The 17014-nt window shown below is 70.2% G+C and carries 15 protein-coding genes and 1 pseudogene; 6 read left to right on the plus strand and 10 right to left on the minus strand.

The features are described from left to right. Positions 1-42: 42 nt before the first annotated feature. Positions 43-363, minus strand: coding sequence for a hypothetical protein (locus tag ACGF5T_RS34615; protein ID WP_366769243.1), 321 nt, complete (start codon positions 361-363; stop codon positions 43-45). A gap of 1244 nt (positions 364-1607) precedes the next feature. On the opposite strand from ACGF5T_RS34615, the pseudogene ACGF5T_RS34620 reads away from it, so the two are divergent. Beyond that, a pseudogene (locus ACGF5T_RS34620) lies at positions 1608-1886 on the plus strand (helix-turn-helix domain-containing protein); the annotation flags it as partial. A gap of 366 nt (positions 1887-2252) precedes the next feature. Then, positions 2253-2675 (plus strand): SAV_6107 family HEPN domain-containing protein, encoded by a 423-nt coding sequence (locus ACGF5T_RS34625; protein ID WP_392890273.1) that lies wholly within the window; start codon positions 2253-2255, stop codon positions 2673-2675. An 81-nt stretch (positions 2676-2756) separates the two neighbouring features. Here the strand turns inward: ACGF5T_RS34625 and ACGF5T_RS34630 are convergent, their stop codons facing one another. The 4 genes from ACGF5T_RS34630 to ACGF5T_RS34645 form a co-directional block, all read right to left on the minus strand. After that, positions 2757-3458 (minus strand): restriction endonuclease, encoded by a 702-nt coding sequence (locus ACGF5T_RS34630; protein WP_366769242.1) that lies wholly within the window; start codon positions 3456-3458, stop codon positions 2757-2759. After that, complete coding sequence (locus tag ACGF5T_RS34635) at positions 3455-3646, minus strand: hypothetical protein (protein WP_366769241.1); 192 nt, start codon at positions 3644-3646, stop codon at positions 3455-3457. Before ACGF5T_RS34635 ends, ACGF5T_RS34630 begins: the two co-directional genes overlap by 4 nt. A 331-nt stretch (positions 3647-3977) precedes the next feature. Continuing rightward, positions 3978-4124, minus strand: a complete 147-nt coding sequence (locus ACGF5T_RS34640) for a hypothetical protein (RefSeq protein ID WP_366769240.1) — start codon at positions 4122-4124, stop codon at positions 3978-3980. Positions 4125-4209: 85 nt separating this feature from the next. Continuing rightward, a complete protein-coding gene (locus ACGF5T_RS34645; protein ID WP_366769238.1) occupies positions 4210-5481 on the minus strand; it encodes an ATP-binding protein in 1272 nt (423 codons plus the stop codon). A gap of 381 nt (positions 5482-5862) precedes the next feature. Here ACGF5T_RS34645 and ACGF5T_RS34650 point away from each other — a divergent pair, with 381 nt between their 5' ends. Continuing rightward, a complete protein-coding gene (locus ACGF5T_RS34650) occupies positions 5863-6579 on the plus strand; it encodes a hypothetical protein (RefSeq protein ID WP_366769237.1) in 717 nt (238 codons plus the stop codon). 133 nt (positions 6580-6712) lie between these two features. Here ACGF5T_RS34650 and ACGF5T_RS34655 read toward each other — a convergent pair whose 3' ends face one another. The 5 genes from ACGF5T_RS34655 to ACGF5T_RS34675 form a co-directional block, all read right to left on the minus strand. Continuing rightward, positions 6713-8008 (minus strand): helix-turn-helix transcriptional regulator, encoded by a 1296-nt coding sequence (locus tag ACGF5T_RS34655; RefSeq protein ID WP_366769236.1) that lies wholly within the window; start codon positions 8006-8008, stop codon positions 6713-6715. A 322-nt stretch (positions 8009-8330) separates the two neighbouring features. After that, entirely contained in the window at positions 8331-8453 is a 123-nt protein-coding gene (locus ACGF5T_RS34660; RefSeq protein WP_366769235.1) for a hypothetical protein, read from the minus strand. 609 nt (positions 8454-9062) lie between these two features. Then, the gene (locus ACGF5T_RS34665) at positions 9063-10304 is read right to left on the minus strand and encodes a hypothetical protein (RefSeq protein ID WP_366769234.1); all 1242 of its coding nucleotides are present in this window, start codon (positions 10302-10304) and stop codon (positions 9063-9065) included. Positions 10305-10930: 626 nt separating this feature from the next. Continuing rightward, a complete protein-coding gene (locus ACGF5T_RS34670; RefSeq protein ID WP_366769233.1) occupies positions 10931-11359 on the minus strand; it encodes a helix-turn-helix transcriptional regulator in 429 nt (142 codons plus the stop codon). A 1-nt stretch (position 11360) separates the two neighbouring features. Continuing rightward, complete coding sequence (locus tag ACGF5T_RS34675) at positions 11361-12485, minus strand: tyrosine-type recombinase/integrase (protein ID WP_392890261.1); 1125 nt, start codon at positions 12483-12485, stop codon at positions 11361-11363. 112 nt (positions 12486-12597) lie between these two features. On the opposite strand from ACGF5T_RS34675, the gene ACGF5T_RS34680 reads away from it, so the two are divergent. From ACGF5T_RS34680 to ACGF5T_RS34690, 3 genes are all read left to right on the plus strand, one after another. Continuing rightward, entirely contained in the window at positions 12598-13059 is a 462-nt protein-coding gene (locus ACGF5T_RS34680) for a TadE/TadG family type IV pilus assembly protein (protein WP_366769231.1), read from the plus strand. After that, positions 13056-13502: a pilus assembly protein TadG-related protein gene (locus ACGF5T_RS34685; protein ID WP_392890263.1), complete on the plus strand. Its 447-nt coding sequence runs from the start codon at positions 13056-13058 to the stop codon at positions 13500-13502. The genes ACGF5T_RS34680 and ACGF5T_RS34685 overlap by 4 nt, the downstream gene beginning before the upstream one ends. 76 nt (positions 13503-13578) lie before the next feature. After that, positions 13579-16959, plus strand: coding sequence for a LysM peptidoglycan-binding domain-containing protein (locus ACGF5T_RS34690; RefSeq protein WP_392890265.1), 3381 nt, complete (start codon positions 13579-13581; stop codon positions 16957-16959). Positions 16960-17014: the final 55 nt, after the last annotated feature.

Raw genomic sequence — 17014 nt, forward strand, 5'->3', positions numbered from 1 at the left:
CACCCGCTTCGGCGGACTGAGGGCACCGGCCGCTTTTGTGTCTCAGGGGCGGATGCCGTGGGCTGCCGCTTCGCGCAGTACCCCCAGCGCGCCCCTCAACGCCGACGTGGCGTGCTCGCGGGCGGCTTGCGGGCACGGGCACTCCGAGGCCTCCCGCAGATCGCGTACGGCGCCCTGGAGCGCGTGCAGGGCTGCGCGCGGATCGTCGAGCAGGACCAGGACGCCCGCGCTGTCGACCGTCCAGACGCGGCCGGTGTCCGGCTCGATGTCGGTGACCTCCAGGAGCTGGCCGCAGGCGCAGGCGAACGTCCCGTCCGGCTGGGCGGTGTAGGGGTGGGTGTGGGCGCAGGTGATCGGGTCCATGAAGGGGTGGCCCGCCTTTCGGTCCTCGTTCTGGCGTGGTGGTGACCAGGAGGCCGCGCGGTGGGGCGGGGGCTCGGCGGGACCGCGCTTGCGCGGCGCCCGTCGACCGGGGCCGCGGGTGCGCCCGCAGGGCGCCGGCCCCGGCGGTCCGCCCGGCGCGCAGCGCAGGACCGCAGCGCGAGGGAGCGCAGCGAAGGCGCGCGTCGCGTCCGGGAGAGCCCGCAGGGCGCTCCCGGACGGCCCCCGGCCCGCCGTGTGGCACCCTGGGCCGCCACCACGCCTAAAGGGCGTTTGATGGGCGAGCTGGATGGTGGCGCAGGGGGCGTCTGTGCGGGCTGTGCCGTGGTGTCCTGAGGACTTTGGTGCCGTCGAACGGGTCGATGCGCTGTTATGCGATGTCGTCGGCGAGGGCGGTGCAGGGTTGCCGGTGCTTGACGGGCATGGCGGTGTCGGGCTGGCGACTGCTGTCGTCCAGCACGGTTTCGCGCCGGAGGCCTCTTCGGGGCCGGTGAGGCTGATGATCTCGCCATTGTGGCTGTCGGGGAGCGACCAGTTTCCTGGTGAGTCGTCGTCGGTGGTTGGGGGCGGTGCCCCCAACCACCGAAGCAGGTCTGCTGGAACAGTTCCTGCTTCAAGTCCCCTGTTTGTCGAGTGGTGATGACCGGGGGCCGTGCGGTTGATTCGAGATGCGAAGCCGCAAGGTCGAGTATGGCGAGGGTCAGAAGGTAGGGATAGCGGCGACCGGACGCATTCGTTTGGTCTGGCACCGCTCTGGGGGCTTGTCCGGGGCTTTCTCGTCGTTGAGCTGCGTGTTTCACACGAGGCCAGCGTGTTTCAGGGCCCTGGATTCAGCCGTTTAGGCCGGACAGGATGAAACAGCTTCCTGTGCCCGTTGGACTTAGCCCCTACGTGCCCGGAACCATGGCGGATGGTCGCTCAACTCAACTGGGCTGGAACTCAGTTGGGATCTATGTGGGTGGCCTCGTCGAGTGGTGAACCGAAGTGGAGCCCGGCATGCCCCATGCAAGAAAGGCCGCCAGCAGCGCGGCAAGTAACCCCCGTTCCGCACTGACTGCGGTACCCCTGACAGCAGCGCTCATCGTGATGACCGTGCTTCTGGTTGTGGCCGGCCTTGTCTGGTCCGGGATGCCCCTGGAGAGCGTCGTCACGGTCGTTGCAGTGGGCGCTGGACTGGGCATCTGGATCGTTCGGGAGTTGATCGCTGCTTCCCGATCGGGGCGCTGATGGGTGCCCCGAGGTTCGATGAGGGGCCCCAGATACCGCCTTCCTTGGTACAGAGGGCACTGCGGAAGCGAGGTTCTGCGCAGTCGGGACCGGACGCCTACGCCGTACTGGGAGCTCACCTCAGGGAGCAACGGCAGCTGGCCGGCCTCTCTCTGCGCGCGCTGGCTGCGAGGCTGGAGGGGCGCCCAGGGTGTTCGGCTCCCTCGCTGTGTCGGGCAGAGCGTGGCAGCAGTTCTGTTCGGTGGGCGACCGTGGCAGGCTTTCTGGATGCCTGCGGGGCGGACGTGCGGCCTGCGAGGAAGTTGTGGTTCGAAGCCTCGCTGATCAAAAAGAAGCAGCCTCGTCCTCCGAGAGCAGCCGCCCATGCTGCTCGTCCGGGACTGAACCCCCACCTCATCGGGACGCCGGCAGCCCTGATCGAAGCCATGCGACTGCTGCGCATCAATCGAGGTAACCCCACTTTCCGGGACCTTGAGCGACGAGCACGGCGTGACCTGGGGTGCCGACTGGCGCGTAGCACGCTGTCGGATGTCTTGCGTGGCACTCAGCTGCCTTCGGAAAACTTCTTCCGTACCTACCTTCTGGCATTGGGTCTCACCCCGCTGGAGGCTCAGCACTGGCTCAGCGCGTGGTCGCGTGTACACATGACCAGTCGCGGAAACAACCGGGCGGCACCCCCGCCTGCGGCCGCGGAGCTGCTGAACCATGCCCGCAGGGGGCTACGGGAAGCTCGTGCAGGCACGGCCAACGAGCGTTTCGCTACCGCGCACCTGGCGGCGTTGCGCACAGCCGCGGCAGTCTTGGCCGTGCGGGGCCGTCCAGAAGCGACATCCGGCAGGCGCCGCATTCGCAGTGCCTGGGAAGTCCTGCCTGAGGTCGCTCCTGAGCTCAGTTCCTGGGCGGCGTTGTTCGCATCAAAATCCATGCAAAGGGCTCGCGCCGAGGCAGGCGTCTCAGATGCAGCGTCCCCACAAGAGGTACAAGAGCTTGTGCGGGACGTTGGGATGTTCATTCGCCTGGTGGAGCGGATTCTGTTGCTCCCGACCAGAGAGAATCTGGCTGCTTGATAGCCCGCCCGGACGGGACAACCTCGTGCGGGCGGGCATTGCAGCTCTGGCTGTCGCGGCCCGGTGAGTACGGGAGGCGGCTTAGCTCAGCGAGGTGGGGCGGCGTGGGGGCGGTACCGCCCGCAAGAGCTCCCACAGGGGCCGTGAGCCGGATGCCCAGACGGCGAGGGTCTGGCGGTCGACGACGTGCAGCCGCTGCTGCTGGGCGAACGTCACCGCCGGAGCGGTGACCCGGCCGTTGGTGACGATGACCGCGATGTCGGCACCGTGGACCTGGCGGGCGGTGCCGTTGAGGACCTGGAGGTCCGGGGTGCCCACGGGCGTGCCCTGGGCGCCGTTGCGGCGGTGCTTGCACTGGATCACCCAGCGCCTCCCGAACGGGTCGGTGGCTTTCACGTCGGCGCCGAGGTCGCCGCGGCCGCCGACCCGCCGGGCGTCCTGGCAGCCGTCGCGGTGCATCAGCTCCCGGACCGCGTCCTCGAAGTGGCTGTAGTGCAGTGCGTCCAGCTGGGACAGGCCGTAGCGCAGGTCCTGGGCCCGTACCGCTTCCCACTGGGCCTGCTGCTGGCGGTGGTAGAGCCAGCCGGCGCCCGCGAGGACGGCGAGGACCAGGAGGGCGGCGAGGACCCACCAGTGGGTGAGGAGCCAGTTGACGACCGTCACGACCAGCGTGATGCCGGCCGCGGCCGCTGCGGCGTAGAGGAGCAGCTGGGCGTCGCGCTGCTGCTGTCTGCGGGAGGGCCGCCGGGTGCGCCGCCGCGTGGGCGGCCGCCGGCGGGTCACCGCTCCCACCGGATCGGGTACGACACCGTCGGCCGCGGACGCGGCTGCGGTGCCCGCGCGGCGGGGGCGTCCTCGAAGCGGACCGGGTACTGGACGGTGGTCTGCGGCCGGGGAGTGGTCCCGTCGCCGGTGGAGATGTTGCTGTTGCCCAGGCCGACGACGGCCAGGGCCACCACGCTGAAGATCATCGTTTCCCGCCGGGCGCCCGGCGCCCACCGCGAATGCCCGCGGACCGCTGTCCCGTCGGAGCGCACGTACGGCCGTACCCAAGGCATGCAAGCCTCCCCCTCGTCACAACTTCCCCCACACCAGGACATGCTGACAGCAGCCACTGACAACGCGTCAGAAGATCAGCACCCCGGGTGATCAAGGAAGGGGAGAACAGGCCAGGTCGGACAAGCCGCGGGGGCGGCCTCATCCGGCGCCTGCGCGGGACGACAGGTCTGTCGGGCGCGGGTGACCGGCGGCAGCGCCGCTACCGCGTGCCGGCCTTCCGCCGCTTCGCGCGCCGCTCGTCGTTCAGGTGGCGGTCGCCCGGGCCAGCTGGCTCTCCAGCTCACGGTCGAGGTCCCGCTCCCGGGCAGTCGTGGGGGCGTAGCCGTTCCAGTCATGCAGTGCGGCGCGTGCCCGCTCGGCCGGCGCCAGCAGCGTCTGCGCGAACCGCATAAGGAAGGCGCGCAGCGACAATCCCTGGGCGGCGGCTACGGCTGCCAGCCGGTCCCACCGGCACCTCTCTGTGGGGCCGCAAGGCTCATCCGGCGTCGGTCAGGGCATCGGCGAACAGCTGCTCAGAGCCCAGCGAGCGGAGCAGAGGTCCCAGCAGCCTGCGGGTCACTGTGCCCGGTGCGCCACTCAGCTCCGCCCGGGTGGCCTCCGTACTTTCCTCATAGGTGTCAGCGCTGTACCTGTCGTTGCTCGGCCAGTGCGACTGGCCGCTGTACCGGCGGCGGCCACGGAGTCGGTTAGCCCCGACGGCTAGTGCCCAGTTGCCGTGATAGCCGACCTCATCGGAGACCAGGCGGATCAGCTCCAACATGTATCGGGTGTGCAGGACAGCGCCGTCGTCGAAGAGGACCTGTTCTTCCTCGTCCTGGGACTGGTATTGGCGGGGCTCGATGCCGGTGGAGAGACGGGTCATGAACAGGCGCAGCCCGCCGTCCTCGAAGAGCTGGATTTCAAGGACATGCTCCTCGCCCCAGCTGCCGTCTGCGGCGTGCGTGCGGTCCGGCTTGAGGTTCGGGGAGCTGAGTGCCACGCCCCTGGCACGCCGGTGTCCTTGGTGGGCGTGGCTAAGGTTTGGGTCGAAGCCGATGGCGAGTGCCGGGTGCAGGTTCTGGCTCGCCTGGATACGCCGGATCATGGTGGTGAGGCGCATGTTCCAGTCGGGGGCGCCGGTGATGGACAGGCACATGTCCCGGCGTCCGGCTGTGGGCTGGGCAACCAGGAAGAGGTGGGACTGGGACCCGACATGACGCAGCGGGTCTTCGTCCATCTCTTTGTGCAGCAGGGTGAGTGTGTCGGCCTCAATGTTGCGGCGGCGGGCATGCAGCGCGACGACTTCGGCGTCACCCATCTGGTACTTCGTCTTGTCGCCGCGGCCGAAGTAGCGGTTGTCGACCATGTGCGGGGCAACGGGGCTGGCTGGGATGTGCACGAGGAGGTAGCCGACTCCCTCGGCGTCCGCGGCGGGGATCTCCTGGGTGAGGACGGTCAGGGGCGGATCGGGGATCGACCGGGCGACCTGCTCGATTTTCTCTGCCAGACCGTTGAGGGGCTGAGCGTCGAGCTCGAAGGTGCGTGCTTCCTTGTTCTCGTGCACTCCGATGATCAGGGTGCCGCCGTCGACGGCGAACGAGGACAGGTCGCGTGCGAGCTCTTTGTTGTCGCTCTTGCCGCTGGGGGCCTTCTTCAGATCGAGGTGATGGCTTTCCTCGAACAGACCGCCGTCGATGGCGGCCTGGAGGTCGGCCTCGGTCTTCGGCATCCACCGGGGGTTGTCGGAGGAGAGGTAGATCGACGTCACTGCACGGCCCCGCTTCCCGCGATCCAAGGCCCAGTACGGGCCGTAGCCCAGACGGCTGAGGGCCAGAGTACGGAGGAGGGCTGACATTCGGGTGTACACCTGCTTCGCACCGAATCTGAGGCCCCGCCCCGCCCGAACCCACTCAGCGCACGCGGGCCGGTGGAATCTCGCTACAGCGGACGCTTTTGCGTGCGTACCTTCTTCTGCATGAGTGATGTTCCTTCATCTCGAAGCACAGTGCCCTCGACGATGAGAAGCGATGGTTGGCGCCCTCTGAGCTCCCGCCTGCTCGCGCCGGGGGCTGCGGACATACCTGAGCCATTGCGTGAGGACTGCCCGCCCTTCCTTGAGGCGGCGCTCAGCGAGTGGGCCAGAGCCGCGATGGGTGAAAACATCTGGCGCCGGATCGCGCTGCGCTTCGGTATCGCCAAGCACCCCGCCGGCTGGGAGACGGCCGTCTCTATCGCGCGGCGCAGCGATGACTGGTGGCTGGACATTACCGATGCTGTCCTGCACTTCATGGCTGCCGGGGTGGAGCCTCTGGACGAATACGAGATCGCTGATCTCGACGAGATCTTCCTCGATGCAGGGTCTGCGTGGGAGGTCTCGGAAGCTGCTGACGGACTGCAGCGTCGCGTAGACCCCACGGTGAAGGAGGCGCAGGTCAAGGCTGCGGAAACCGCGCGCGAGACAGGCCGGACCGCAGCGTCGGAGCGGCTTCAGAAGGCGTGGGCAGCTGTCTACGGAAGGCATCCGGATCCGGGAGCTGGCTATCGGCATGCAGTGGCCGCTGTCGAAGATGTGGCGTGCCCTCTCCTCCTTCCGCGGGAGCAGGTTCCCACTCTGGGCAAGGTGCGCGCTCACCTGCAGCAGTCTGCGGACAAGTACACGATGGTGATCTCGGACAAAAGCGGTGCGCCCGCTTCGATCGAAGCCATCACGGCTCTGGTGGGACTGTTGTGGCACGGTCAGCGCGATCGGCACGAGGGCGGACCGACCAGTGCACCCATCAGCCAGGAGGCTGCCGAGCAGGCCGTGCACATCGCCTGTCTGCTTGTCGCGACCATCTCCGCCGGCGCCCTGCGTCGCCTCCCGTAAGGCGCACCTCCCGCGGGAACAGGAGGGCCTTCCGGCTGTCTCACGCGGTTTGGGCCTGTCCGGACTTGCCGCCTCAGCCCGGCACCGGACAACGGGCCTCAGGGCGGTGCGCTGTGCCGGTAACCGCTGTACGTCAGTCCGGTTCGTCGCCGGGGTAGAGGATGTCGAAGGTGCTGGCCGACATGGAGCTCGCGCCCACCGTGAGGACGTAGGTGGGGCTGAGGGAGATGGGCAGGGTGGACTTCGTGTCGGCAGCCACCATGCGGGTGGTGGTCAGGAAGGGCTGGGGTACGGCGAGGCGCTCGGTTCGGTTGGGCAGGGTGAAGGTCTCCTGCCCGGGCGTGGGGCGGGGCTTGGAGCTGCTGCGGTTGGTGCCTCGGATGGGGCGGCGGACGCCGGGGAAGAGGGCTGCGTACAGGCCGGCGTAGCTGTGGACGTGGGTGGTGCCTTCGGCGGACAGGCGGCAGACGCGGACGTCGTCGACCTGGCCGTGCACGACCAGGTACGGGGGGAGGGTCTCGGGTTTGTTGGTGAGCAGGTTGGTGACGGCCCAGTTGCCGACGTCGCGGCGGATGGTGATGGCGTCGATGTTGTAGAGGTCGACGAGGAGCTGCCACGCGTCGGAGGGCTGGGCGGTGCGGTGGAAGCGTTCCAGTCGGCGCGGTATGCGCTGCAGGTCGCGGTCGAAGATGTCCTGCCAGCGTTCGTAGGCATAGCGGGCGTTGGCCTGGCGGGCGAGGTCGGTGTCGAAGTCGGCGATGACGCGTTCGCGCTGGGCGCGGACGTGGGCTTGGCGCAGTTCGCCCAGTTCGTGGGTGAGGACGCGCCGTATGCGCTGGACGGGGCGTCCGTAGGAGGCGGCGAGTTCGGTCAGGTCGGGGTCGTCGGGGGCGGGGCCGCGCCAGGCGCCGGGCTGGGGGATGTAGCGGTCGGCCATGGCGACGACGAGGTGGAAGGCGCGGGCTTGGCGGGCGCGGACGGCCGGTGTGCGGTCTATGGCCCGCTCGACTCTCTCGCGTGACATGCCCAGGGCTGCGGCGACTTCGTCTATGAACTGGGGGCGCCGGCTGGGCACGATGCCTTCGTTCTCGAAGCGGCGGTAGTTCTTGGGGGAGATGCCGAGCTTGTCCACGACGTCCTGGGCGCGCAGGCCCACGGCGCGGCGGTGGTCGGCCAGGGTCCAGTCCTGGATGGTGCGGTGGTCCATGAGCATCGGCGGGTGGATGCCGAGTGCATCAGCGAGGGCGCGGACGCGTACGGGGTCTGGCACCCGGTGCCCGTTCTCGTAAGCGAGGACCTGGGCTTTCGTGGCTCCCACGGCTTGTGCCAGCTGCTGCGCTGTCAGATAGGTCCGGTCCGGACGCCCGAAAGCGTTGGTGCGGTGCGCCCGCAGCCGGGAGGGGCTGAAGTGGCTCTGTCCCCGTGTCATCGGCCTGCTCTCCCTCATCTCTGGGACCATTTTAGGGGTACCATCGGGGGACCACGGCCGGGTTGTCAGCAACGATCATTTTCGCCCGTGACCAGGGTTGCCGTATCTTTTAGTGGCAGAACTGGTGGATGCTGAGGCGGAAATGCGCGACGGTAGACGCTGTTGGCCGCATGGTTTGGGGACCGCGGTCCTCGTGCACTGGTTAAAGAAGAAGAAGCCCTGCACCTCCACGGGTCTAGACGCCGTTGTTGGAGGCACAGGGCTAGCGTCTGGGAGCGACTGTCCCGGGAGGCCCTCTGTTGCAGCAGGGGGCCTTAGGCGTCTAAAAGAACTTCTCGATCAGATGACGCAGCCAGGCACCGAGTGCCTGGAGCGTCAGCCAGCCGAACGCCTTCTTGACGATCTTCCGGTTCTTCCGCTCCCCGCCCGTGGGCGGGTTCTCCATACGCAACACCTCCTCTCACTCGCGGAGCCGATCGGCCCCGATCGGGTCGCCCGATCGACGGTTACGCCGCGAGAGAAGATGCTGGGTAAGAGCTTACCGGGTCCCGCATACAACACCGGTCCCCCAGCGGCCACCCTCGTGCCAACTTCGGTACAAGAGGGGTCGCCTGACGGGTAGTTGATTTACGTAATTACCGTCCGGTATCGCCGTGAAATGCGAACATGCGTCCGTGCTGCCGCTGTTGAGGGCTGGATTGGGCAGCCCGTCACCCTGCGTGCGACCTGAGGGGGTGGACGGCGTCTACGTCGTATGACGCAGTCACGATCATCGTCCGGTTCACCGAATCTCACCGATGTGGCGTCCGTCACGCCCGGTGCGTCGCGCGGGAGGTAAGCGGCAGCACACCCGATCACCGCCTACCCAAGCACAACAGGCGCCCCACGACGACCGCCTGCACACCCGCCCCGCAGGCCGCCCACCGGCCACCCCGCGGCAGGCGACAGGCCGGACCGCCCCCGGCCGACGGCAGCAGGCACCAGCCCGGGCCGGCTTCCAGCACTCCCCCGGCCGGCTCCGTGCCCTCGCCCCCGGGGGGAAGGGCGGTGAGCGTCACCGCGTTCCCCGTCGCAGGCCGGGGTCGTCAGCGGCGGCGTAGCGGGCGGCGGCCTCGATACCCAGCCCGAACAGCTCGCAGATCATCCGGGCGTCGCCGCCGGCGGCGAGGACCTCGTCCAGGATGCGGTCGGCGCGCAGCAGGTCGCTGGAGAGGGGCTGCTGGCGGTGGAGCCAGGCAGTGCTGGCGGGTGTGGTGTACGGGGCGCTGCGGCTGGTGACGAACAGGTGCGGGTTGGCGGTGTTCGGCCAGCGCCGGTGGCGGTGGGCGAGGTAGGCGTCCAGGCGTACGTGGACGGGTGCGGCCAGGCGGATCGTGCGCCCGGGCAGGTGCAGCACTCCCGTATCGAGGTCTTGGGCGTCGGTGAGGGTCAGGCGGCGGATCTCGGCGGCGCGCAGCGCGTGGAAGGCGAACAGGGCGGTGACGGCAGCCCGGACGGGGTCGGTGCTGGTGAGGGCGTCGCGGATCAGGGCGGTGTCGACGGGCAGCGGGACGGTGCGGGAGTGGACGCCGACGGTCAGGTGGACGGCCGGGTTGCGGCCGGTGATCCGGTGGGCGTGGAGGGTGGAGAAGACCGAGCGCAGAGCGGAGGCGGTGTGGGCGTAGTCGGTGCCCTTCAGGCGGCAGTCGGCCAGGGCCTCGTGCAGCTGGGCGGCTGTGACGTCGCCGAGGCCGCCGACCCCGGTGCCGGTGCCGGTGCCGGTGCCGGTGCCGGTGGTGGTGGTGAGGCGGGTCAGGACGGGCAGGGCGAAGTGCAGCTGGTGGCGCACGGTCACCGGGGAGCGGGGCAGGCTGCGGGGCGGTGAGGTGTGACCCCTCACCCGGACGTGGAGCCAGTGGGCGAGCTGGGTGATCACCGGCGGGGGCAGGTGGGCGGTGACGCGCGTGAACCAGAGGTCGATGGCGGGGGTGCGGTCGTCCTCGGTGAAGTCGTGGGCGGCCAGGAAGGCGTGGACGCGGCTGGCGGGCAGGTCGAGGTCGGTGAGCCGGCCGATCAGGCTCGCCGGTACCCGGGCCCCGGGGGTCTCCTGCAAAGCCAGGACGATCCGCAGACCGTGGCGGGCCTTGCTCGCCTTGCGCGGGCTCCAGCCGTGCTCGCGGGCCCAGGCGGTGAGTTCCTCACACAGCCGGCCCGCCAGCACCGGATCCGGCGGCTGCAGGAAACGGCCGTGCAGGCCGGCCTTCATGACCCGCTCGGGGGCGGGGAACAGGGTCAGCTGCCGGTGACGGTGCGGCACCGGGAACGGCCTCGGCGGTACCGGGGCTGCAGCGCGGGGGCGGGGGTGGCGTTCCTGGGCACGCGTGTTGGCCAAGGACAGCTGGATACAGCCGCGCTCGAGCGCGCGGGCATAGGACAGGTGCAGGTCACCCGAGGCACGGCGCATACGGCACCGCTGGGTCCAGCACATCCTGCACACCCGGTCGTGATTGACCGCCACCGTGCGCCGGCACCACGCACACGGCCCGCCCGGCCCCGACTTCGAGAACTTGCGGTGCCAGGACAGACAGCCCCAGCACCGCCACTTCGACTCCCTGCCCGTGCCCCAGGCGAAGCAGTCCGGACACGATCCGCGGCGCTCGGGCGAGAAGGGATGACACGCCGTGCACAGACCCTGGTGGTAGAAGAACCCCTGCCGCCCGCACACCAGACACGGCGGCGGCGTATGCGGGCCACCGGGCAGACACACGAAACAGACCTCGACCCGCGGCAGCGAGTACGCCACCGGCCGCACCCCGCACCCCCCGCACACCGCAGGCCGGCCACGATGCCGCACGAACAGGCGCACCCGCTCCCCCGCCCCCGCCCCCGCTCCCGCCGGCGACGGCGGCCCGGTGCCCGATGCCATGGAGCCGTCCACCGCCCTCACACCGGCGGCAGCGAAGGCCGCACGCCACCCGCCGGCCGCCCGGCCCCCTCACCGCACCCCCACACCCCCACCCCACCGGCGTGATCGGCCCACCCCTCACCGGTCTCCCCGGCCACCGGCACCACCGGCACCTGCCCGGGCACCGGCCCATGCCCGGGCAGGGGCGCGGCCGCGGCCACGGGCGCGGGCGCGGGCGTGCCGGGTACAGGGTCCAGGACCAGCAGACCCGCCGCGTCGCAGCCCAGGACCCGGCAGATCACCTCCAGATCATCCAGCCGCACCGACACCGGTGCCACCGTCGCCGACCACAGGGCCGACATCTTGCCCGCACTGACCGGCAGACCCGCCGCCGCCAGCAACCGCCGCATCTCCACCGCCCGGAACACACCCCGCTCAGCTGCCCGCAGCCGCAACTGCCACCGCACCTCACCACCCCCCGCCCACGGTGTCCACGTCGCCCGCGGTGCCGGCAGCCGGTGCGGGCGGTGCAGGGGGCAGCAGGCGCCCGGTGAGACGGGCGTTGGCCTGCTGCCAGTGCCACTCGACCCGCTCCGCAGGCACATGCACATACCGGGCCGTCGTCGAAATCCACGAATGCCCCAGCAACGCCCCGATCGCCTCCAGACCCATCCCCTGCCGGTAGAGATGAGACGCACAGAAATGCCGCAGCGGATGCGGCGTCAGCCGGCCCGACCAGCCCGGCAACCAGCACCCCACCGCCCGCGCCAGCCCCTGGCGCAGCGTCACCGCACACGCCGCACGCAGCCCACCACCCCCCGCGCTGTGGCACCGGCTGGGCAGCAACACCGCCCGCCCACCATCCAGATCATCACCGAACTGCCCCCGCACCTGCCCCACCCACCACGCCAGCAGCCGGTCCACACCATCGATCGCCGGCACCAGACGCTGCCTGGGCCCACTGCCCCGCGCACCCTTCCCGCACCGCACATGCAACATCCCGCACACCCCAGCCCGCGGATACCAGTCCCCCACCCGCAACTGGACACTCTCATTGATCCGCAACCCCACCCGCCGCCACAACGACGCCGCCACATAATCCCGCGCCCCCGCCAAAAACCCCCTCCCCCCAAGACCCGGCAGACTCGCCCGCCACCCCCCGAACAACAACTCCACCTCCCCGGGCGAGGGAGGAATACGCACCCCCACCCGGGCAAGACCCGCCGGCCGATTGAACTCATCCACCGGCTGCACCACCGGCCCACCCGTCACCGCCTCCACCTCCCGCCCATGCCGCACCTCAACAAACACATAAAAACGCTGCACAGCCCGCGCCATCTCCCCCCTCGTCCTGGGCCCCGTCCCCCCAGCACGCGCAGCAGCAAGCCAGCCATCCACATCCCCCGGACCCACCCCCCACACCGGCACCCCCGCAAACGCCAGCAACCCCAGCACCCACCCCCGCTGCCGGCCAACCCACCCATCCGTCGCACCACGAGCCGCCAACGCCAGCACAAACTCATCCACCCACCCCAACCCACCCAACCCCACATCAACACTCACCCCACCAGCATGACCCCCACCACCCCACATCCCGACGAATGTTCACCAATCACGAAAACCCGACCACACCCCTGACCAGCACCCCACCACCCCCGACCAGCAACGACCACACCCGCCCGAACCTGGCCCATTAGGTACCGTGATGACCATCTCCAGGGTGATGCGACGTCTGGTCGGAACGCAGGGCGGCGATGAGGGCAGCGTCGCCATCGAGGCAGCCATCGTCATCCCACCGCTGATCATGTTCGTGTGCCTGGCGCTCGCGGGCGGCCGTCTGGTCACCTCCGGTGCGAAGATCGACGCCGCCGCGGAGGACGCTGCCCGGGAAGCGTCTATTCACCGCACGGCCGCCTCCGCCCAGGCCGCAGCCCAGGCGGCGGCCGCCGAATCCCTCGATGACCAGGGCATTGCCTGCGCGTCTAACAGCGTCGCCATCGACACCAGCGGACTGAACGTGCCGGTAGGGCAGGTCGGCACGGTCACGGTGACCGTGAACTGCACCGTGAGCCTCGCAGATCTCCTGTTGCCCGGCGTGCCCGGGGCCAGGAGCCTCAGCTCGACGGCCACGTCCGTTGTCGATGCCTTCAGAGGCCGTTCCTCATGACCATGACCTGGGTGAACGCACGCGCGCACAGGTGGGACGACCGCGGGGGTGTGACCGTGTTCGTGGCGGTCTGTGTCGTCGCGTTGATCGGGATCATCGGTGTCGCTGTCGACGGGGGCGGCAAGATGCGGGCCACCGAGCGTGCCGACCATGTCGCGGGGGAAGCCGCCCGGGCTGGCGGGCAGGCCATCGACCCGACCGCGGCCATTAGCGGCGAGAGCGTCATCATCAGGCCGCAGGATGCCGTCGCCGCGGCGCAGGCCTATCTCCGGTCTGTCGGCGCTACCGGCACGGTGAGCGTCTCCGCGGACGGCAAGAGGCTCACCGTGCACACCAGCGATGTCTATGCCACGAGGTTCCTGCCGGTGGTCGGGGTCGGGTCCATGCCGGTCACCGGCCACGGCTCCGCCACGCTCCTGCACGGCGTCACCGCACCCGAGTAGAGGAAGACCCCTGATGCGCCACGCCCACACTCCTGCCGCAACCGGCCGCACCCCGGCCCGGGTGATCACAGGCATCGTGAGCCTGCTCATCCTCGCCGGCGCTCTGGTCGGGCTGCCGCTGCTGCTCGCCTGGGCGACTCCGGTCATCTGGGCCGCCACGCACGACGACCTGGCGCATCTGCTGGACCGGCAGGACACCGGCGCCGCGTTCCTGGCGCTGCTGCTCGTCGTCGGCTGGATGGGCTGGGTCCAGTTCGCGTTCTGCACGGTGCGGGAGCTGGTCGCGCAACTGCGGGGCCGCACGTGGAGGGCACCGCGCGGGTTCGGCGCCTCCCAGCGGGCCGCGGCCGCGCTCATCGGCGGCATCCTGGTGCTCCTGCCCACCAGCTCGGCCCTCGCCTCGGACGCCCAAGCGGCGACCAGCGCCACCGCGGCCCGACTGCCCGGCCAGGTCAGCGAGCAACCTGCCACCGAGCCGTCGTCCTCCCAGCAGGTGCAGGCAGTCTCCGGGACGAGCTCGGCCGTGTCGGTGTATACCGTCCGGGCGGGCGAGAGCTTGTGGAGCATCGCCGAACAGGAACTCGGGGACGGCGAAAGGTGGCGCCAGGTCGCCGCCTTGAACGAGGGCCGCGCGATGGCCGACGGCACGGTCTTCCGGTCGAACAGCTTCCTGCGAGCCGGCTGGCAGTTGCAGATGCCCTCGAACCACGCTTTCGCGGGCGGCGACCGCACCCAGCTGACCACCAATTCGGCAGCCGACGACAAGGCGAGCGTGCACGTGGTCACGGTCGACGAGGGCGACAACCTGTCGAAGATTGCCGAGGAGGAGCTCGGCGACAGTGACAAGTGGCCCGACCTGTTCGCCGCCAGCCGCGGCAAGCCGCAGCCCGACGGACTGCTCCCCGTCACCGACCCCGATGTGATTTACGCAGGCCAGCAGATCACCGTGCCCGAGCAGCAGAACGTCGAGACGCCGCCCCAGCCCGGCGAGTCCGACAACCAGGAGCGCACTCCCCCGCCCACTCAGGCTCCCGAGGGCGAACAGACGCCGGACACCGGGCAGGCACCCCCACCAGAGCACACCCCGGTACCCGCGACCCCGTCGACTCCCGCCACGCCGGGCAGCCCGCCTGCCGAACAGCCGAGCCCAGAACGCTCCCCCTCCGCCACAACTCCGCAGGCGCCGCAGGCGCCGCAGCCCATCCCCAGTGCTCCCCCGCCCACGCCGTCCCCGCCGACCTCGCCGGCGCAGACGCCCGAGACCGCAGCCACTTCCACCGACCCCGCCGCGCCGGCGGCAGCCCGGGCCGACGGTCCGCTGAACCTGCGGATAGTGCTGGGGGCCGGGGCGCTGATGGCCGCCGCCGTCACCGGTGCGCTCGCGTTGCGCCGCACGCTGCAGCGGCGCCGCCGCAAGCCCGGCGAGACGATCGCCATCGCAGCCGAGACGTCCCCGGCCGAGGCGCAGTTGACGGCGGCCGCGGAACCCGGCGGTGCCGCGCGCCTGGACGTGGCCTTGCGGACCATGGCCGACCAGGCAGCCCAGCAGGAGGGTGAGGCAGGGGTGCCGGTGGTGCGTGCTGCGCGGATCGGGGCCCGCACCCTCCACGTGCTGCCCGAGGACCTCTCCCACAAGCCGCCGGCGCCGTTCGTGTCGGGGAAGGACGGGTGGTGGGATCTGGACGCGGATGCCGTCCTCCTGGACGAGGACGCCGCCCGTGACGTGCCGGCTCCCTGCCCGGGCCTGGTCACCATCGGCTGCACCGAGAAGGGGGACCTGGTGCTGCTCAATCTCGCCCGGGCCTCTGCTCTGCTGCTGGACGGCAACCCGGTGCACATCACGGAGGTGTGCACGTCGCTCGCCCTGGAGTTCGGGATGAGCCCGTGGGCGGGCGACGTTGAGGTGGTCACCGTCGGCTTCGGTGAGGATCTGCCTCAGCTGCTGCCGACCGCGCGGATCGCCCACATGCGCCAGCCCGCGCACGCGCTGCGCGACCTGACCGAACGGCTCCTGGAAGCCCACCAACTGCCCGACACAGTCCACCAGCCCTACCTGCTGCTGTGCGCGTCGGTCCTGGATGCCGACACCGCCTGGGAGTTCGCCGACGTCATCGACAAGGCCGGCGACATCCCGGTCACCCTGGTCGCCCCGGCCAGCATGGCCGCCCCGCACTTTCCCGACGCGGAGATCGTCAACGCCTCCCTCAGTACCCCGCAGCCCCTCGAGTCCACCGGCCAAGAGGTCACCGTCCAGCGCCTGGCACACGCCGCCTACCTCCAGATCACCACCGCGCTGAAGGTGGCCGCACAACCCGCCCACCAGGCCGAAGGCGCGTGGAAGGACGTCCCGGAAGAACCCACCAGCGTGAACCAGATCGGGCAGGAGGAGCAGCCGGCCGCGCCCGGGCCCGTTACGGATCCAGTCGACGCGGGGGCGCAGGAATCAGAGGCAGGTAGCGGGGTCTTTCCGGCCCTGCTCGCCGCCGCCACCGATCCGGCCAGCCTGCGCCTGCTGCCCGCACCCGCACCCGCACCGAGCCCCCAGGCACAGAGGGAAAGCTCCCCATGCACGGACACTCCAGCCGCCCGCACCACGCCTTCCCCGGGCACCGTCGCAGACAAGCCCGGCACCGGGCAGACGGCCAACGCAGCGAACCCGGCGGCGACGGCGCAGTCGGGAGCGGTCGAGGAAGCAGCCCGTGACCTGCACGCGCCGGAGATCCGGGTCCTGGGTCCCATCGAGGTGACGGGAGTGGCCAGCACCGGCCACGGTCCCCGGCTCGCGCAGCTGGCCACGCTGCTGTTCTTCCGGCCCGGGCGCGGCTCCGACGTCCTGTGTTCCGACATGGACCCCGTTAACCCCTGGAGCTTGAACACCCTCAACGCTCGGATGCAGGGCCTGCGGCGTTCGCTGGGCAACGATCCCGAGGGCAACCCCTACGTGCCGCGCCGCAGGACGGGCGAAGACCCCTATCGTCTCTCCCCGGCCGTGCGCTGCGACTGGACTCGCTTCCTGCAGCTCGTCGAACGCGCCTTGCCTTCAGGTCCCGCCGGCTTGCCCGATCTGGAGAAGGCGCTCTCACTGGTACGTGGCAGGCCGTTCGGTAGCGCCCCGCTGCCGTGGGCCGAGCCCTACCAGCAGGAGATGACCACCCGGATCGTCGACGTGGCGCACACCGTGGCCACCTACCGCACCCAGCCTGGTCCTCACCAGGACCTCAGCGCCGCCCGCCAGGCCCTCGTCACCGGCCTCGACGTCGACCACACCGCGGAACTCCTCTACCGCGACTTCTGCCGCCTCGAGCACACGGCCGGGAACCGGCAGGGACTGCACACCGCGATCACCCGCATCCAACAGGTCAACCGGGAACTCGACTGCTCCATGGAGGCGGAGACCGAACAGCTCATCAAGGAACTGCTCAACGACGCCGGCGTTGATGCCCGCAAGATCCTGTGATCGCCGCTCCGGCGGCCAGCTGCGGACTGTCCGAATCAAGTGTGGGGTCAACCCA

Source organism: Streptomyces sp. NPDC047853, from assembly GCF_043204535.1.
Classification (GTDB): Bacteria; Actinomycetota; Actinomycetes; order Streptomycetales; family Streptomycetaceae; genus Streptomyces.